A 17,839-nucleotide genomic window follows, 5' to 3' on the forward strand; every position below is an offset into this window, starting at 1 on the left:
CTGATCCGTTTGCGTTATTGAAAGACTACGCATATGCCGGTCTCCTTTTGGCCGGACTGGTCTGCCACAGGCGTTACTTGGCTTGAATCTGGTCGCAAATTGTCTTTGCGTGAGCGAAGTCATGGATGGAGGTTGTGCCAGGGGCGGCGTTCCGGGGTGCCGGCGAGGGGGACCCACACGTCCTGGCTCGGGCTGTGGGTCTCGAGGTCGTTGAGGACGGCCGCGCCGAGAGGTACGTCGCGGGCGAGGGCGGCGACGAGGGGGTGTTGGGCGGTCATGTCCTGCAGGTCTTTGATCCGGTTGGCGAGCCGGTTGGGGGAGGCACCGGTGAGGATGAACAGGACGCGGGGGTAGACCGGATACCAGCGCTGCCATAGGGGGCCGCTCTCGGCGGGCTGGCCGGGGCGTCGGCGGCCGGCGGCCTGGGGCTGGTGGGACCAGAGCCGGGCGTAGTCGATCAGCTTTGCTGCGAGGCGCTCGCTGCTCATGGTGGTGCGGTCGATTTCGATGAACGCGCGTAGTTTTCGGCGTTGTTGGCCGTCGTTGAGGGTGTAGTGCATGACGGCGTCGGTGATGACGCGTTCGCGCTCGCTGAGGGGGTGGCTCACCTCGGGGGTCCAGTCGAGGTGGCCGTGTTCGTCGCCGCGTCGGCGGGCGTCGCGGACGAAGGTGAGGTGGGCGCGGACGGCGGTGAGGGTGTGCGGGGTCTTCAGCGATGCGGCGGTGGCCGAGGTGATGGGGTAGGGCGGCCGGCCGCGCAGGGCGGGCCAGTTGCGGGTCAGGCGGGCGCCGTCGGGGGTGAGGTACCAGGCGCGGGTGCGGTTGGAGCCGGGCAGCACCGTGTAGTCGAGCAGGCCGTGCGTGCGCAGTCTGTTGAGCGGTTGGGAGATGGCCTGCCGGGTCGCGTGGGGGCGCAGCAGGAGGCGGAGTTGGCCGGTGGTGGCCATGCGGTGCTGGGCGAGTGCGGCGAGCAGCTGGTGGGGCAGCGGTTCGCGGGGGCTGGGAGTGAAGACGGACGGCTCGGGCCGGTCCGGGGGTGTGGGTGGGTGTGGGGCGATGGTCATTGGTATCCCTTGGTGGTGTTCGGGCGGGAGGAGGGTGCTGGTGCGGGGGTGTGCTGGGCGAGGAAGGCGGTGACGCGGTCGAGTTGGCCGGCTGCGCGGGTGGTGAGCTGGTGCAGGGGGCGGGTGCCGGCGGTGGTGCGGGCGGCGTGCTCGAGGGCGGCGACGTGGCCGGGGCGGGCGAGGGCGGCGAAGACGTCGTCGAGGTGGGGGCCCTGCAGGCGCAGCGGGCCCAGGCGGCGGCCGTGGACGGTCAGCGTGGCGTAGTGCTCGTAGCGGGGCAGGGCGGAGACCTGGTCAGGGCTGGGGTTGTCGCCCCATTCGGAGGTGATCGCAGAGATGGCGCTGCGGGAGCCGGCGGTGGTGGCGAGGGTGGAGGCGTTCTGTGTCAGGGACATCCGCACGGGGCCGGGCAGCCGGGCCAGCAGCTGGGTCATGCCGTGGACGTGCGCTTTGTATTTGCGGAAGTCCTCGAACATGGCGGCGATGGTCTCGGGGGCAGCGCCGGTGAGGGTGATCAGCTCGTCGAAGTAGGGGCGGAAGGGAACCCGTTGGTCTTCGGGGGTGTCGCGGCGCGAGCGCACGGCGCGCAGCAGGTCGCGGGCGAGCAGGGCGGTCAGGAGCCGGTCGGTGGGTCCGTTGCCGGCCGGGCACACCCACACGATCATGCGGTGGTCCATGGCTGCGCGGATGTTGTAGATGCCGTGGGGCTGGCCGAGGAAGGCGCGGGTGACGGGGTTGGCGGCGAGGCGGGTCAGCGGGTTGAGGACGACGGCGAAAGCGTCGGCGGGGAGGGCGGGGAAGACGTTCTGCCACCAGGAGCGGGTCTCCGCATCGAGCCGGTCGGCGGTGGCGGCCAGGGCGGCGGTGCGGAAGGCGGCGTCGGTGAGCAGGGGCCGCACCTGGAAGAGGGTGGCCTGGTCCTCGGGGCGGCCGGCTCCGCAGGCGGCCTGGTTGACGGCGGTCAGGACGGACAGTGCCGCGGTCAGGAGGGTCAGGGCGCGGGGTGCGCTGGCGTCCTCCCAGCCCAACGCGGCGGCGAAGGCGTCGGTGACCGCTTCGACGACTTCGTGGGCGGCCGGGCTGTGGTGCATGGCGAGCGGGTTCCAGGAACTGATCTGGGGTGTGGGGCCGACGGTGTTGAGGTCGATCAGTGCGATGCGGTCCATGAGGGGGGTGTGGGCGAGGAACGGGGCGGCGCGGGGCCAGGAGTCGCGGTGCGGGTCGAGGAACATCAGGCCGCCGCCGGCGTGGGCCCAGCCGATCGCCTGTGCAAGGGCGCGTTCGGTCTTGCCGCCGCCTGCCTTGCCGACCGCGCATTCGAAGAGGGTTTCCGCGGCGTAGGTGGCGACGAGCCGGCGGCGGCCGTCCGGTGCACGGTGGATGCCCTGCAGCAGCAGGTCGGGGTTGGCGAATTCGAAGGTCGGCAGCTCGGGGGCGAGCAGCGGCAGTCGGCAGTGCCGGGTGGGGGGTTTGAGGAGTCCGGTGAGTTCCTCCAGCCTTACCCAGTTGGGGCGGGGCGGCCGGCAGTGCCCGTGCCTCCAGCGGCGTTCGAAGGCCTGGCGGCTGGGCCAGCGGTCGGCGCCCAGCCGCCAGGGGCCGATGAGCAGGCCGCGCATCGCCCAGCGGGAATGGCCGCCGAACACATCGAGTGCGGCCTGGAGTTGTCCGAGCCGGGCTTCGGCCCGCCCGTCGATGTGGGAGGCGCAGGTGACGAGGAGCTGTACCCGGACCAGCTGGTCGTCGTGGGCGAGTTTGCCCAGTGCCTCGGCGGGGTCGATGCGGCGCGGCACCGGCGGCATCACCAGTCGGCGCCCCGGTGGTGCCGGCTGGTGCCGGCTGCTGAGAAGCTGCCGGATCTGGTTGCTGAGGGAGTCTTCGATGCCTGCGGTGTCCCGGCGCATCCAGCGCACGGCGCGCTGTGCTTCACGGCGCTCGGAGCGGCGTGCGGCCTGCAGCAGGTGCATCCGTCGTGTCCGCAGCGCCCATTTCGGTGCGCGCTGGATGTCCAGGCGGATTTCGGCGAGGTCGCCGAGGTCGGCGCGCAGATCGCAGACGGCGTCTATGAGCGGCTGCAGCGGGTCGGGTTCCAGGGGAACCTCCCGCAGCGGGGCGACCGGTTTGCCGCGCAGGATGAACTCGGCTCGCACGGTGTGCTTGCGCGGCTTGTCGGTGATCGGGCGGGCTCGGGTGACGGTGACGTCGGGGCCGAACGGAGTGATGGACAGCAGCCGTTCGCCGCCGACCGGTCCCTCGATGCGGTAGCGCAGCGGACTGGAGCCGTCGGCACGCAGCCGGATCTGCACGGCCTTGGTGCGGCGGGGCGCCCACCAGGGCATGCTCGTGGAGGCGCGGGCGAGCTGGACTCCGCGACGGAAGATCTCCTCCAGGCCCGGGTCGAAGTGCGGGGCCGCCTCGCATTCGAGCGCCATGCGCTCTGCGGAGGCCTTCACCGCAAGGCGCCGCACGACGGCTTCACCCACGCCCCAGAGCACACCGGCGGCAGGCAGGAGCAGATACCAGTGCTGCGCCGCCCACAGAGCGGCGCCCGTGGCGGTGGCGAACAGGCTGATGATGTGACCGCCAGCGGCGGTTGGGTGTGCCGAGCTGCTCAGAGGCGGCGCTGCGGAGTCCATGTGGACCCTCCCTTGAGGGTGGTGCGGGTGAAGTGCCAGTCGGTGATGCGCCGGTCGGTGTAGGTGCCGCCGCGGTCCGTGCCCGCCCACACCAGGTGCACCACCGCCTTGTCCGGGCTGCCGTCGCTGCGGGCGATCGCGGCCTGGATGCGGAAGCCGGCGGTGGCGAACGCCGGTGCGATCGCCTGATCCGGGCCGCCGAAGAGCGCCGGCCACCGGGCGCGGCCGATACCGGTGGCGTCGGCGCGCAGCAGGCCGCGGCCGGCCGCGAGCAACGTGTGCTCGTCGATGCCGGAAAGGTCGGCGGGCCAGGCGTCCTTCAGCGACTTCTGTACGGCCGCATCGCCGGCTATGCCCTCGCCGTGCGGCGGCAGCACCAACACGTCGGCCGTTTTTGCCGGCGTGGCGGAGGCTGTGGCCGACGCGTGCGCCCCGCTCTGCACACCACGGCGGCCGGGAGTGGTTGCCGGGGCAGCCGACGCGGAGGCAGCCGCCCGCGGTGTCGCGGGCGCGTGGCTGCTCGGTGCAGGCGGCACCGTCAGCAGGACCACCCCGGCCAGGACCAGGACCGCGGTGGCGATCAGCAGCAGGCGCGGCGAGCGCGCCGGGGAAGGCGTCACAGTAGCCGGGCCCCTCCCGCGTATCCCGGCATCGCGTTGACCGCGTCCAGGCGGACAACGGTGCCCGGGCGGGCGGCGTTGACCATCTGTCCGCCGCCCAGGTAGATCCCGACGTGGTAGATCGTCGCGTCGCGTCCGGGGGCGTCGGCAAAGAAAACGAGGTCGCCGGGCTTGAGTGCGCCGGTGCCCAGAGCGGCCCGGATCCGCCGGCCTGCCCCGGCCTGGGCGGCGGCGGTGCGCGGCAGGCGGATGCCGGCCTGGGCGTACGCGTACACGGTCAGTCCCGAGCAGTCGAAGCCTTTGATGTGCGCGCCGCTCTTCCCGCTCGGTGAGCAGCACAGTCCGTAGGATTTGCCCGCGCTGTTGCCGCCGCCCCATGCGTAGGGAACGCCCCGCTGGGAGAGCGCCGCCTCGATCGCGGTGCGGACCTTGCCCGTGAGGTTCTTCAGGTCCGGGTCCCTGGCGGCTGCCGTGTACTGGTCGATCCATCCCAGCACGTCGGCGACGTATGCGTGTGAGTGGTTGTACTGCAGGATCGCGGCCTTGAGCTGCGTGCGCCGGGCCAGGTCACGGCCGCCTGCGCACAGGTAGAGGGCTGCGCCGAGGGCGGCGTCGTCGGCGTTGTGCGGGTCGGCTCTCCTGTCGCCGTTCGCGTCCCTGCCGACGCTTCGCCAGGTGGAGGGCAGGAACTGGAACGGGCCGACGGCACGCTCGCCGCTCGCGGTGCCGTCCCACCTGCCGCCATCGGTGTCCGGAAACGTGGTGGTGTTGCCGCCCGCCCCGGAGCCGTTGAGGAGCACCCCGTAGATACGCGGGCGGATGTCGCCGCTTGCGGCGATGCTGCGGCCCACGGCGTGGTTGGACTCCACCTTGGCGATCCCGGCCAGGACCGGCCAGCGCATGCCCCGGCACTTCGGCACGTACTTCCCGACCTGCTGGACCGCCTTCTTATAGGCGGCCAGCATCCGGGCAGGAATGTCGGCGGCACTGCCGCCCCCGGCCGTTGCGCCGTCCCCTTGTGCACCCGTCGTCAGCGCGACGTACGCACTGATCGCATTTCCTGCCGGCGCGGCACAGCACACGGCGGCGAACAGCAGCAGAGCCACCCCACAGCCCCACCGCCGCACCCGGCGCCCGGGCAGCCTCACGTGTCCTCACCGTCCTCGGTGCGCCGCTGGGCCCGCTCCCGCTTCTGCCGCAGCCGGTGTGCCTCGGGCGCGGTGCGCCGCAACAGCTCCTGCATCCGGGCCTGCGCCTCCTCGCGCGTCCTGTCGCGTGCGTTTTTGACGCCGGGAAGAGCCGACCCCTGCGGCCGGCCGCCCACGGCGGGCCGCGGTGCGCCGCCTGCACGCAGCGGCGGCGCGGGGGCAGGCGGCACCCCCGGGGTGCTGCCTGCTCCGGCGCCTGGAGGACCGGCCGGTGCGGAGGGCGGGACGGAGGCGCCGGCGGATCCGCCGGAGTTGGCAGGCCGTGCCGGCGCGGGCGGGCGGGCGGCCGCGGCAGGCGACGGTGCGGCCGGCAGGCGACGGCCGGCGAACGGGCCGGGCCCGCCGCTGTCATCGGTGTGTTCCCGCAGGACCCGGGAGACGTGCCGGCCGGTGTCCGCCCAGGCGCGGCCGTCCTCGCGGACGGTGTTGCCCCACACCCGTACCTGCTGGCGGGCGTCGTTGGCGTACCGCGATCCGCCTGAGCGTGTCCGGCGGATGTTGGCGGGGAGACCGAGCGTTGCCCCGTAGGCGGTGCGGCCGCCCCGGTGCAGGATGCGATAGCCGCGAAAGCGCACCAGCCGGTTGTGGGCGCGAGTGGAGAGCAGGGTGCGGTCGGTGTCCTGGTCGTGCATGGGACGACCGGAGCGTGCGTCGAGGATCTGGCCGTCCTTGTTGCGGTAGCGGTCGGGCGGACCGCCGGGACGGCGCGGGCCTGAGCCGCCCGGGCCGCCGCCTGAACCGCCGTCCGGTCCGCCGGGGCCCGGGGTGTTCGGGTCGCCGTCAGCCGTGGGCTTGCGCCAGGTGGCCAGCTGATCCCGGTCGGGCCGCCGGCCGATCAGCAGCCAGTGGGCGCCCCTTATGCCGAGCCGCGCTCCCGCTGTGCTCACGGCGGCCGCCGCGGTGAGCGGGGCCAGCCCACGCCCGGCTTCGGCGCTGGCGTCGGCGAACAGGCGGCCGGTGTCCACCGGCATACCGCTGCCGTCGACCAGCGACGTCAGCGCGCCCATCAGCCGCTGCCGGGTGCCCAGCAGCCCGAAACGGCCGCCCCCGCCACCGGTGAAGGCACGCAGGCCCCCGCCGTAACCACCCAGCGCGGCGGGCGAGTTCAATGCGAGAGCGGCGCCGAGTTCGGAGGTGTCGCCGGGCAGGTGCGTGCCGCCGACCTTGGCGTAGCGCATCCGCATCGCCATGCGCCGGCCGAAGGAGGTGATGCCGGTCAGCAGCCTGCGGTGCCCGGCCGCGCCGGCGACGGCCAGCACATCGATCAGCAGGATCCGCTCCACCATCAGGTCGGGCCCGTCGGTGATGGTGGCGTCCACGGCGATACCGAAGAACGGGACGAAGGCACAGACTCCTACGAGTGTCAGCACGGCAATGCCCCACAGGGACAGCCACTTCCACACGCTCTGGCGGGCAGGGCCGGGCAGCATGCCCGCGATGAACGTGACCCCGCCCGCGGCCGCGGCGGCCGCGCAGATGCCCTGGGTGCCGAGCAGCACGATCGCGCTGGACAGCAGCATGCCGCAGATGAACAGGGCAGCGACCAGCAGGAGTGCGGCGCCGCCGACCCGCCACCAGGTGGGCTTTGCGGCGTAGGCGGCGCACGACGTGCCGACGGGCCCGGCCTTCTTCATGTCGGCGAGGAAGGCGGCGAACTCCTGGTCCTCCTCGCTGACGACCGGGCTCGCGGTGTCCAGCAGCTGTCCGCCCGGCGTCAGTTCGGGCAGTCGGCTGCCGGCGGGCTGGTCGGTGTGTTCGCGCTGGCACCACCGTTTGCCCGGGCCCTTGACCAGGCGGCAGGGATCGTCCTTGTCGTCCTTGGCTGCGTCGGCTCTGTAGCCGCCGGTGACCCACTTCAGATGGACGGCGTAGGCCTTGCGGTCGGCCGTCTTGGCCGGATCGAGGACGCGTCCGTACTGCAGCAGCATGTACGGCTTGACGATCAGCGCGTTCGTGATCGAGTCCTGGATCGGGCGGGCGACCTCGGCGGCAGAGACCGGGCTCTCGCCCTCCCGCTCCAGGCATGAGAACTCGGCTCTTCCGGCCAGGCCGTCGCACGGCCCCGTACTGGCGAGCTTGCCGCCCCAGTCATAGGAGTTGACGGACTGCTCGGCGACCTCGGCGGCCACCTGCTGGGACTGTCCCAGCGGTCCGTCCTGGGTGAGCAGGTAGTCGGGGCGCACGAACGTGGAGGCGGCGAACGCCCCGATCAGCAGGGTCAGAAAGATCTCGCCCAGGCCGCGGCCCACCCTGCCGCGCACGATCATGAATCCGGCGAACACGAACGCCCAGGCCAGCAGCAGCCCCTTCAGCCCGAGCGTGTCGACGACCACCTCGTTGTAGGTGTCGGCGACCCTCTGCGCCGGACGGATAAGGATCTTCAGCAGCGGGAACCGGAACGCCAGCTCGATCGCCCAGCCTGCCAGCCCGACCAGCAGCCGGATCAGCGTGAACAGACCGGACAGAGCGAAGGCCAGGGCCTGCGTCTTGAACGCGACGATGGAGCCACCGGAAGCGTTCAGCTCGTACCCGTTGATCGCCACCCCCTCGGAGGAGGTGATGTTCAGCGGGGACAGCAGATCCCCGCTTTCGCTGCCGCTGCTGCTTGCTGCGTGGACGACCTGGCTGTTCACCAGGACGAACACACCGGTGAGCAGCAGAACGAATCCGGCACGGCGCAAGGTGCCACGCTCTGGACGGACCATCTCAGCGCCGCCCCCGCCCGGCAGCGCTGCGGCGCCGCCACATCACCAGCACGGTCAGGCCCGCCCCGGCCGGCACCAGCCGCCAGGCTGCTGCGGCGGCGTCATGGGGTGCGAGGGAGGCGGAGTTCCCAGCGTCGCGCTCGCAGTACGTCGTGGCGGGCCCCACGATGAGACTGCAGGGGTCCTCGCGTGGTGGACCGGTTGCCGAACCGGCGTCGGCGGCAAGGGCCTGCCCGGTGGGCGGCCGCCATGTCTTTTGCAGACTTAAGCCGACGCACAGGACGACCAGGCAGGCGGCAGCAGACGGCACAGCGAGGATGCGGGCGGTCGCACGCAGGTGCCGGGCGCGGTCCCAGGACGAAGAGGTCACCGGACGTCCTCCTTCGGCCCGGCACCGCAGGTTCCTGCGGCCGGTGGCTGACCGCTGCGTCCCGGGGTGGTGGTGATGGACGACGTGATGCGCCTGATGCGGGGGATGACGGCCTTGATCCGGCCGGTGTTCTGCCGCGGGCAGGTCAGCAGGAACTCGCCTTCGCGACCGCGCTGGCCGACGGGGGACAGGCCGGTGGTCACCAGTCGCAGCAGGTCAGGATCATCGGAGTCGAGCCCGACGAACTCCAGGCCACGGCGGGCCCGTTCACGGTCGGCGGTGCGGGCGAGTGCCCGGTAGGCCATCAGACCGCGGTCGGGGCCGAGCTCGGCGGCGTCGTGGGACGCGGCGAGCAGTCCGGCGCCGTGCTTGCGGCCGTCATGGAGGATCTCGTGCACCAGGGCGGTGCCCTCGGCGGACGAGGTGAGCCAGTACAGCTCGTCCAGGACCACCGCGGTGAACCGACCGGGGTCCTCGAATGCGGTCTGCCGGGCGATCGCGGCGATCAGGTAGAGCACCGCGCGGCCGATCAGGGCTTCCAGCGGCTGCTGGTGCAGGACTTCGGGCTTGTCGAACGCGGCCTTCGGCGGCAGCGTCAGCCCCGTCGTGGTGATGACGATCATGTCGGAGGCGCTGGAGGCGTCCAGCCGCACCGGCGCCAGCGCCGGGTCGAACACCATCCGGGCCAGTGAGCTGGTAGCTACCACCCGGATGAGGCCGGCGAGGGTGGCGGCCGCGTCCTGCCGCTTGCCCGCCTCCCGCGCGGCCATCTCCTCGAGGACCTCCAGAACGCGGTGCATGGAGGGGGCATTGCTTGCCGCGGCCTGTTCGACGGCGTGGTGCAGGACCTCGCCGCTGGTGCTCATCGGGGCGATTCCGAGCTGCAGGGTGAGGTAGGACAGGGCGTAGTGGCGGCCCTCGGGTCCCTCGAACATGCGCAGCGGATCGATGGACACCTCGGCCTGGGCGGCGTCGATGATCTGGACCCGGCCCTGCGCGGCCGTCCGGGCGAAGGCCGCCCATTCGCGCACGGGAGTGCGGTCGATACAGATCGCGCAGCCCCCGCGGGCCCACACCGCCTCGGCGATCAGCTTTTCCAGGACGCTCTTGCCCGCACCGAGGTCGCCGACGATGCCCATGGACGCGGACGCATCCTGCTTGGGGGCATCGGCAACGTTGATCATCACGGGGCGGGTGGTGCCGCTGTCCAGGTCGATGCCGAGGAACATGCCGTTCGGGTCGCCGACCTCGCCGACCGTGAAGGCACCGCCCAGCGCCCAGTCCTCGGAGACCTGGTGCTGGGTGAACTCCCGCACGACGGCGGGCCGCACCGTTGCGGGAAGGCCGAGGGTGAACAGGGCCTCCTGCAGGCCGGCCGGGCGCACCGCCCGGTAGTCGGCGCCGCCGAGCAGCGCTGCCATAGCCCGGGCCCGCGCATCGCAGACGGCCGCACTGGGCCCCCACACGCTCAGCACGGTCACCGACTGCACCTCGACCTCGACCGAGGTGCGCGACAGGCGGGCATCCAGCTCGCCCAGATCGCGGGCCGCCTCGGTCAGAGAGGCCGGCATCCCGGTGGGCCGGGCGTCGTACTGGTCGGCCTGGTCGATCAACTCGGTCTTCTTGCGCCGCACTTGGTCGCGGGCCTTGTCCGCGGGCACCAGGGTGAGATCGACGGTGTAGTCGACGGGAAAGTCCAGGCTCTCCAGCTGGGCGAACAGGTCGGCGGCATCCTGGCTGACCACGGGCGGGCACTCGGCCAGCGCCAACTGCGCCTGATAGCCCACGCCGGCATCGGATTCGACCTGCAGCCAGCGCCGCCTGAGCGGCGAGGAGGCGTTCAGCCGCCACCAGGCGCTGCGGCCCGACCGCGTGATCCGGCCCGCCCTCCTGAGGCCGTCGATGTCGTCGACGGAGGGGTCGATGCCGCCTTCCTGCAGGCGTACCTGGCCGAGGTCGGCATAGCTGGGGCAGCGCAGCACGCCCCCGCGGACCCGACCGCCGTACAGCTCGCTCACTTCGGCCTCGGCCAGCAGCGGCTCCGGCAGGCCACGGTGCAGGGCGTGCTGGACCATCCATACGATCTCCGCCGGACGGGCCGGACGGAAGGCGACGCCGCCGACGAGGGCGGCTTCCACGCGGGAGGCCAGCTCGCGGTAGGCGCTCACCTCACGCCGTGCCACCGGCGCGGGCCGGATGCCCAGCACCGGGCCGAGTTCGGCCCACAGAGCGCCCAGTGACGCCGACACCTGCAGGGCAGCCGTCCGGGTCTGCAGCGGTACGGCGAGCCACAGGGTGCGGCGATGCATCTCCTGCCCGTCCAGCAGGTCCACCGCGGCTTCGACGTTCTCCACCCACGGATGCGGACCCTCATCCGGCGAGGCGCCGGCCGCTTCGATGCCCTCGATCATGCGCAGGGCGACCTCGCCCGGATCGACCTGCGCGCACAACCCGTACAGGCGCGGCGCACCGGACAAGGAGCGCACCAGGTGGGTGATCTGGGCGAGCTGTTCCTCACGCACGGCGGCCGGCACATAGGTGCCCTGCACGGCCTCCTCGCTCCGGCCGCGGGCGTCCGGGCCGGGATGCAGCCGGTACAGAGCCCACACGCTGCCGTGCGCCGACCAGACCAGGTGCCCGGCGATGTGCCGGATCGGGATCCTCACCGCACGCCTCCTGCCTGCTCGGCGAGGGTGAGCAGCTGCTGCACACCCGACACCGGCCGCCCCGGTGCCGCAGGAACTGCTGACGGCGGACGCCGCTCTGCCGACCGGTGAACCGAGGCAGCACTCAGGCGCGGAGCCTGGCCGGCAAGACGGCGAACGCCACCAGCGCAGGTGCCCGCCCCGGTGCGAGGGGAGGCGTCCTCGATGGTGAAGCCGCCCAGGAGCGGGCGGGGAGCACGGTCGCGGGCGGCGTGGCCACCGATCCGGCCGCCGCGAGGCTGCCGGCCCAGCAGCATCCAGCCCAGCGCCGCCTGCACCGGTGCACGGCCCGCGACTTTCGGACGGCGCACCGCCCAGACCGCCAGCAGCCACGCCGCGATCGGGACGGGCCCCATCCACGACCACCAGCCGATGGTCTTGACGAGCAGGAAGCAGCCGCCCACAGCGACCGCGATCTGCGCCGGCGTGTACGGACCGAGCGGGATACTCCAGTCCGCGACCTTCCCCAGCACCCACGGATGCCGGCGGGCCGAAGTGTAGAAGCGCCCCACCCGCCCGGCGGCCGCGCTCACAGCCGGACCCCCGCACCCGCGGAAGGCTCCCGCATCAGGGAATCGCCGCCGGCGACGATGCCGGGGACCACGGGCGCACCCTTGACCGGGTTCTTGACCTCGTCCTCGAACATGCCGGCAAGGTCCTCGCGGGAGTTGTACAACCCCAACGCAACGATCATCAGCATCAGGGCGCCGATCCCCGCCTTGAGACTGAACTTCTGGATCATGACCACGACCACGAGCACGACCAGACCGGCCTGCAGGCCCTTGGTCGCCCACTGCCTGAACATGCTGATCCAGCTGTTGCCGAGGTCGTTCAGCTCCCCGGCGAGCACCAGCGTGTGCACCGCACTCACCGGGCACCCCCCACCCGGACACCGCCGGACTCCAGCCCGGCGACCTCCCACCGGCCCGAGCGGGCCCTCAACGCGACCTCGTAGGCCAGCGGCCACCGCCCTCCCGCATCCCGGGCCTCCACCCGGGCAAGGACACGCACCCGGCTGCCCTCGCCCGGCACCCACCCGCCCGCCGCCTCTTCGACCGCCGACACCCCCTGGACCACGACCGCCGTGTACGGGGCGGGGGAGACAGCGAGCAGCTCCACACCGGGCGCGAGATAGCGGCCCACCTCACCACTGCCCGTCAGATACGCAGCAAGGAACTCCCCGACAGCAGCCGACAGATCCCCCTCAGGCACGCTCACCCTGTACGGCGACGACGCCGCGTCGATCAGGACAGGGCCGGCCACCACACCGGGCTCCGCCATCACCGTGAACCCCGTGCCCGCACGGTCCACGGCAACGGGGACGGCGAAGTAGCGCACCGATCCGCCGCCGTACTGCGCAGCCACCGTCACCGACCACGCATCGCCAGCCCGCCGCACACTGCGCACCGCCGTCACCGAGACCGGCTCCGCCTGCGCACCGGGGGCCGGATCGGGCAGTTCGATGTCCGGCCCCATCGACTGCGCAAACCGGGACTGCGCACTCGTGGTGTCATCCGCACGGCTGCGCAACCAGGCGCCGACAAACAACTGCGCATAGCCGCCCGGGTCCGCGGCCGCCGCGCTGCGCACGGCGGCGGGCTTGGCGGGCGTGGCCGCCTCGACCGTGGCCGGGGTCGAGGCGATGGCGATACCCAGGGCCACGGGGCCGGTCGCGATGACGGTCCAAAGAACCAGGCGGGAAAGCCGGACACGGCGTCGCATCGCCTCCAGCCGGGCCCCCGCCGCCATCGGAGCAGCGGCCTCGCCACCCGAGGCTTGCTTGCCAACAGACATGGTCGAACTCCCAGGTCAGAACGTGTACTTGCCGACCTCGAGAAAAGCTCCCGCCCCCGACCCGACCACCAACCACCACAGGCCGACCACAGTCACGATGGGGATACGAAGCCCGTGGTCGGCGTCATGGTCGCCCCGACCACAGGCCCGACCGTGGCCCCGAACGGGGGACCGGGCACGGCTGAAGGCCGTGGGACGGAGAACCTGACCGGCGGACCCAGCAGACAAGGCAGAGACCCCCGAGAGGCCGGGCGCACCGACCTGCGGGAGGGGCCAGGGGCAGCCCGGTTGCGAACGACGGGGCCAGGTGCGCAGACCACGCCTGGCTTTATCGAGTGGCAGTGAAGGCACCTGCCGATGAGTTGGAGAGATGTCTGGTCCTGCAGATGGATGGTGTCGAAGAGATCGGGAGGTGCGCAGGTTCGTGCCGGGGCAGCATCAAGGTGCCTTCGGCGAGGTGCTGGTCATGCTGTGGAAGGGGATGCGGGTGGCCCGACCACGAGCGCGACCACGACAACTTGATGCGCGTGTTGCCGGATCGTGTCTGGCGGTCGGGGGTGATGGCCGCCCGCATGGTCGGGGGCGCCGGGTGAGCTGACGGCATGGATCTCGCGCTCAGCGGCCCCGGCCACCTCGCGCCCGCACCCCCGCTCAAGGGCACCAGCCGATGCATGCCCATGGCGTGTGAGGGCGCACGATGACCCGCTCCGGGGCACAGGTCCGCCGTGGAGCGATGGCGGCGGACCAGTTCACCCAGATCGCCAACGGCCTCTTCCGCGACAGCAGGCTCTCCTTCAAAGCGAAGGGCATCTTCGGCTTCATCAGCACCCACGCCACCGGCTGGCACGTCACAGTCTGTGACCTCGTGCGCGCCGGACCCGACGGGCGGGACGCCGTGCGCGCCGGCCTGAGCGAACTGCAGAGGCACCGCTACCTCGCCCGCGAACAGCTCAGGCACGACGACGGGACGCTCGGCGAGATCGTCTACTCGATCACGGACCGCCCCGCCGACTCCGACGCCGCGCTTGCGCAGATGCCCGCCGCGGCCTTCGACCCGGGCACGGCAGGCGGGACCGGGGCTGGCTTCGGGGCGGGTATCCGCCGCGGGGTGATGGCGGGGGACCGGTTCACGCAGATCGCCAACGGCCTCTTCCGCGACCGACGGCTGTCGTTCAAAGCCCAGGGCCTGTTCGGGCTCATCAGCACGCATCGCAACGGCTGGCGGATGAGCATCCCCGACCTGGCGCGCCGCGGTCGCGAGGGCGAAGCGGCCATCAAGAGCGGGCTCAAGGAACTGGAGCAGTACGGCTTCCTGCACCGGGAGCGTGAGCGCCACCCCGACGGCACCCTCGGCGCGACCGCTTACGCCATCACCGACGTGCCCGCGCTGCACAACAGCAGGTCCGAACCGATGTCGGGTTTTCCACCGGTGGATGACCCGACGTCGGTCAATCGCCCCGCTAAGAACACCAGCAGAAAGAACACCAAGCGGCAGAAGACCAGAACCCTCCGTCCGCGCGAGTGCAGTGACAGCACGCGAAGGCAGTCTGCAGGAAGGGGCGAGCAGGACGTTGCAACGTCTTTGCCGTCAGCCCTCCCGGTGCACGAGATGCATCCCGGAATCCGGCTGCTGCTGGAGATCGCCGGCAGCCGTCCGCAACTCCTGCTGACCGGAAAGGCGCTGACCGACCAAGGCCGCGTGGTCACCGTGATGATGGAGGCCGGCTGGAGCAGCGAGCAACTGCGCCACGTCATCACCGACCGCCCCCTGCCGAACCCGGTGCACACCACGGTCGGTGCGATCATCGCCGCCCGCCTGCGGGCCGCCCAGGCCTACCCGCCTCCTCCTTCGCCGGACAGCAAGCACCACCGCGGTGACGTCCTGCAGGACGAGCCGCCCGCACGGCCGGCCCCTGTGCGGGCGATGGCGTCCGCGGCCCGCACGGTGACCGAGGCCCTGACCTACCGGGCGCTCGTCGAGTGCGCTGGCTGCGGAGCGCCCGGAACCGTCCCCGGCGAAGACCTCTGCCCGGCCTGCCTGGGCTGGCCGCCGTGCCGAACCTGCTCAGGGCCGACACCCCGACGCGCCCACCCCCAGGGCGACGGCCGCTGTACCGCCTGCGCCACCGCATCGACCAACTTGCTGCAAGGGAGCACCCCATGACCACCCCCAAGTCCCTAAAGTCCGGGACCGATCAGCGGCTGAGCCCATTCGGGCAGCAGCTCAAGCAATGGCAGAAGAAGCAGTCCCGCGCGATGCGCGGCGGCCACGCCTGCTCCGGTTCCCACTGCGCAGCCAGTTGCGAGCCCGTTCTGATCCGCGAACAGACCGGATGGGGGTGGACCGACTGGAGCGTCCCGGCTGACGGCAGCCTGCCCGAACAGCCGCACCGGATCGCCGTGTTCACCCCGACCACAACCCCTACCCAGCGGCTTTGCCTGCGCCTGCTGGCTAGGAGTCCCGCACACCGGATCCGCCTCGGGCCGACGGCCGTACGGACGGCAACAGCTGCTGTCGTGGTCCTCGCTGTACTGGCGGCGGCTCTTGCGGCTCTTCACGGCGTCCCTCTCGGGATCGTGCTGCCGGCAGCCGCACTGGCCCCGCTCCTGGTGGAATACCTGAGCGATCCGCTCGAAGCCCGCCTCGGTGAGAACGTCCGCATCGTCAAGGCCGAAGCCGCCTGCCGCTACCTGCAGCGCCTCGCCGCCCTGCACGCCGGCCTCGTCCGAGCCGCCGCCGGCAGCGACTGCCCCGAGGTGCGGCGCGCCGTCGAGATCGGCCACCACCAGCTGTTCGATGCAGCGGACCTGCTCCAGCGCCACGACACCCGCTCAGCCTCCGGCGAGCTCATCGTCCGGGAACAGCTGATGCTGCAACTCGCCGTCCAGACCCGCCACATCGTCACACCCACACAAAAAGGCGCACCGCCCGTCCAGCACGACCGGGCCGACGTACCGCAGCCGCTGGGCCCTTACCCGCCCAGGCCCCACCCCTCGACCTGCCACTCGACGCCCCTCGCGCCGATGAAGGAGGAAACGCCCATGCCCCAGGACGGCCCCCCAGAGCCAGCCCGCCAGGTGTACCTGCTCTTCGCCCACGAGGCCTACCACCCGGCCACCGCCCACGAGTTCAACACCTCGCTGGTGGCCGCAGCATCCCTGCTCCACCCGCGCGTACGGCAACCCGACGGCGCCCGCATCCACGACCACCTGATCCGCGGCCGACGGCAGGGAGAGATCGTGCCGCTGTCCACCCTCACCCACGAACTCGACGGCGGCGCGCGTTGGCCGGAGGTCGGCGACTGGGAGAAGGTCACCGCAGATCTGCTCCACCTCATCCAGGACCGTGCATGCGATGCCCTCAGCCTGGGCCTGTCCCACCTCGCCCGCGCTCTGGTGTGCTCCGGTCCCCACAGCCGGGTCCGGGCATACGACCCCGCGGCCGGGCGGTATCGGACGTGGGGGCCCGCCGATCGGATCGAGGTCCTGGTCGAGGTAGGCCGGCAACTGGCCGTGGCGGAGGCCGGGCGCCGACCTGCTGCCCCCGATCGATGGCGCTCGCTGATGTTCGACGGTGAAGACGAGGCAAGATGCGTTCTCCCTCAAGGATTGGTCCGCAGCCAACGTGAACCACGAGTTCCGAGGGAGCCTTGACTTGTTGCTGATTGAGTTGCTGTGGGGGTGGCGGATGCCGTCGATGTGGGCTGTTCTGGAAACGCGACGGAAGGCCGCAGCGGCATGTGCGCCGACTATCCAGAGGCTGGGTTGATGTGCAACCCGTGACTGCTCGTTGCTGTTGCAGGCTGTTGAAGTGCCGCTGGCGGTAGGGGCGTCACCTCGTAGACTTGGTGATGGACATAGGTTGACGAGCCAGACCCCATATGGGGATATTCGTCTTACTTGCCGGGATCGGTGAAAGTCAATGAAAAAGCTCTGTCAGCCCGGTTGAGCCGCAGGTCACGCAGTCTGCTCCCCGCACCCGCGGGGATGGTCCCCTGGTGACGATCCGCCCCGACGGGGGTGTCGACTGCTCCCCGCACCCGCGGGGATGGTCCCGGCGTGACGGCGAGCATGCCGCCGTGGACGAGCTGCTCCCCACACCCGCGGGGATGGTCCCTGCCGCCCCGCACGCTCGTCTCCGAGGTGCAGCTGCTCCCCGCACCCGCGGGGATGGTCCCGGGCCGCCCCAGTAGGTGGGCGAGCCTGTGTCCTGCTCCCCGCACCCGCGGGGATGGTCCCGGCAGCTCGAACCTGATCAACGTCAGCGGCCTCTGCTCCCCGCACCCGCGGGGATGGTCCCTCGACCTCTACCGGCTGTGCTTGGGCGACGCCCTGCTCCCCGCACCCGCGGGGATGGTCCCCCGACCGTCCCGACCCGCTCCCACATGCTGAGCTGCTCCCCGCACCCGCGGGGATGGTCCCCGCTGACGGCAGCGCTCCGCGCGGGCCATCGTCTGCTCCCCGCACCCGCGGGGATGGTCCCGGCCGGGATCTCCCACTCGTCCCACGGGTCCACTGCTCCCCGCACCCGCGGGGATGGTCCCTCCATGGTCAGGCCGCCGCGGGCACCGGCTGACTGCTCCCCGCACCCGCGGGGATGGTCCCGACGTCACGCAGTTCCGCACCTACGGCTGCCTCTGCTCCCCGCACCCGCGGGGATGGTCCCCGCACCGGCCCGAACGCGCGGCTGTTGCTCCACTGCTCCCCGCACTCGCGGGGATGGTCCCGCCAACGTCCTGA

General features: G+C 71.9%; 12 protein-coding genes and 1 CRISPR repeat array (1 of these 13 cut by a window edge). Of the genes, 2 read left to right on the forward strand and 10 right to left on the reverse strand.

From position 1 onward, the window contains the following. Positions 1–119: 119 nt before the first annotated feature. The 10 genes from ACFYW7_RS36950 to ACFYW7_RS36995 form a co-directional block, all read right to left on the reverse strand. Positions 120–1,064 (reverse strand): replication-relaxation family protein, encoded by a 945-nt coding sequence (locus ACFYW7_RS36950; RefSeq protein WP_389510699.1) that lies wholly within the window; start codon positions 1,062–1,064, stop codon positions 120–122. Continuing rightward, positions 1,061–3,697, reverse strand: coding sequence for an ATP/GTP-binding protein (locus tag ACFYW7_RS36955; RefSeq protein ID WP_389510701.1), 2,637 nt, complete (start codon positions 3,695–3,697; stop codon positions 1,061–1,063). The genes ACFYW7_RS36950 and ACFYW7_RS36955 overlap by 4 nt, the downstream gene beginning before the upstream one ends. Continuing rightward, positions 3,673–4,317, reverse strand: a complete 645-nt coding sequence (locus tag ACFYW7_RS36960) for a hypothetical protein (protein WP_389510703.1) — start codon at positions 4,315–4,317, stop codon at positions 3,673–3,675. The genes ACFYW7_RS36955 and ACFYW7_RS36960 overlap by 25 nt, the downstream gene beginning before the upstream one ends. Then, on the reverse strand, positions 4,314–5,282 hold the full coding sequence (locus ACFYW7_RS36965) for an NlpC/P60 family protein (RefSeq protein ID WP_389510705.1): 969 nt from the start codon (positions 5,280–5,282) through the stop codon (positions 4,314–4,316). The genes ACFYW7_RS36960 and ACFYW7_RS36965 overlap by 4 nt, the downstream gene beginning before the upstream one ends. Positions 5,283–5,461: 179 nt before the next feature. Next, positions 5,462–8,206, reverse strand: a complete 2,745-nt coding sequence (locus ACFYW7_RS36970; protein WP_389510707.1) for a hypothetical protein — start codon at positions 8,204–8,206, stop codon at positions 5,462–5,464. 25 nt (positions 8,207–8,231) lie between these two features. Further along, the gene (locus tag ACFYW7_RS36975) at positions 8,232–8,396 is read right to left on the reverse strand and encodes a hypothetical protein (RefSeq protein ID WP_389510708.1); all 165 of its coding nucleotides are present in this window, start codon (positions 8,394–8,396) and stop codon (positions 8,232–8,234) included. A gap of 200 nt (positions 8,397–8,596) precedes the next feature. Then, complete coding sequence (locus ACFYW7_RS36980) at positions 8,597–11,266, reverse strand: ATP-binding protein (protein WP_389510710.1); 2,670 nt, start codon at positions 11,264–11,266, stop codon at positions 8,597–8,599. Further along, positions 11,263–11,838 (reverse strand): hypothetical protein, encoded by a 576-nt coding sequence (locus ACFYW7_RS36985; protein WP_389510712.1) that lies wholly within the window; start codon positions 11,836–11,838, stop codon positions 11,263–11,265. The genes ACFYW7_RS36980 and ACFYW7_RS36985 overlap by 4 nt, the downstream gene beginning before the upstream one ends. Continuing rightward, complete coding sequence (locus ACFYW7_RS36990) at positions 11,835–12,176, reverse strand: hypothetical protein (RefSeq protein WP_389510713.1); 342 nt, start codon at positions 12,174–12,176, stop codon at positions 11,835–11,837. Before ACFYW7_RS36990 ends, ACFYW7_RS36985 begins: the two co-directional genes overlap by 4 nt. Beyond that, positions 12,173–13,099 (reverse strand): conjugal transfer protein, encoded by a 927-nt coding sequence (locus tag ACFYW7_RS36995; protein ID WP_389510715.1) that lies wholly within the window; start codon positions 13,097–13,099, stop codon positions 12,173–12,175. Before ACFYW7_RS36995 ends, ACFYW7_RS36990 begins: the two co-directional genes overlap by 4 nt. A gap of 697 nt (positions 13,100–13,796) precedes the next feature. Between ACFYW7_RS36995 and ACFYW7_RS37000 the strand changes: the two genes are divergently transcribed. Next, positions 13,797–15,263, forward strand: a complete 1,467-nt coding sequence (locus tag ACFYW7_RS37000) for a hypothetical protein (protein ID WP_389510717.1) — start codon at positions 13,797–13,799, stop codon at positions 15,261–15,263. Beyond that, positions 15,260–16,753, forward strand: coding sequence for a hypothetical protein (locus ACFYW7_RS37005; RefSeq protein WP_389510719.1), 1,494 nt, complete (start codon positions 15,260–15,262; stop codon positions 16,751–16,753). The genes ACFYW7_RS37000 and ACFYW7_RS37005 overlap by 4 nt, the downstream gene beginning before the upstream one ends. 312 nt (positions 16,754–17,065) lie before the next feature. Next, positions 17,066–17,839: a CRISPR direct-repeat array (repeat unit 29 nt; unit sequence CTGCTCCCCGCACCCGCGGGGATGGTCCC); it runs 353 nt beyond the window's last position.

It is taken from the genome of Streptomyces sp. NPDC002580, from assembly GCF_042889485.1.
Taxonomy (GTDB): domain Bacteria; phylum Actinomycetota; class Actinomycetes; order Streptomycetales; family Streptomycetaceae; genus Streptomyces.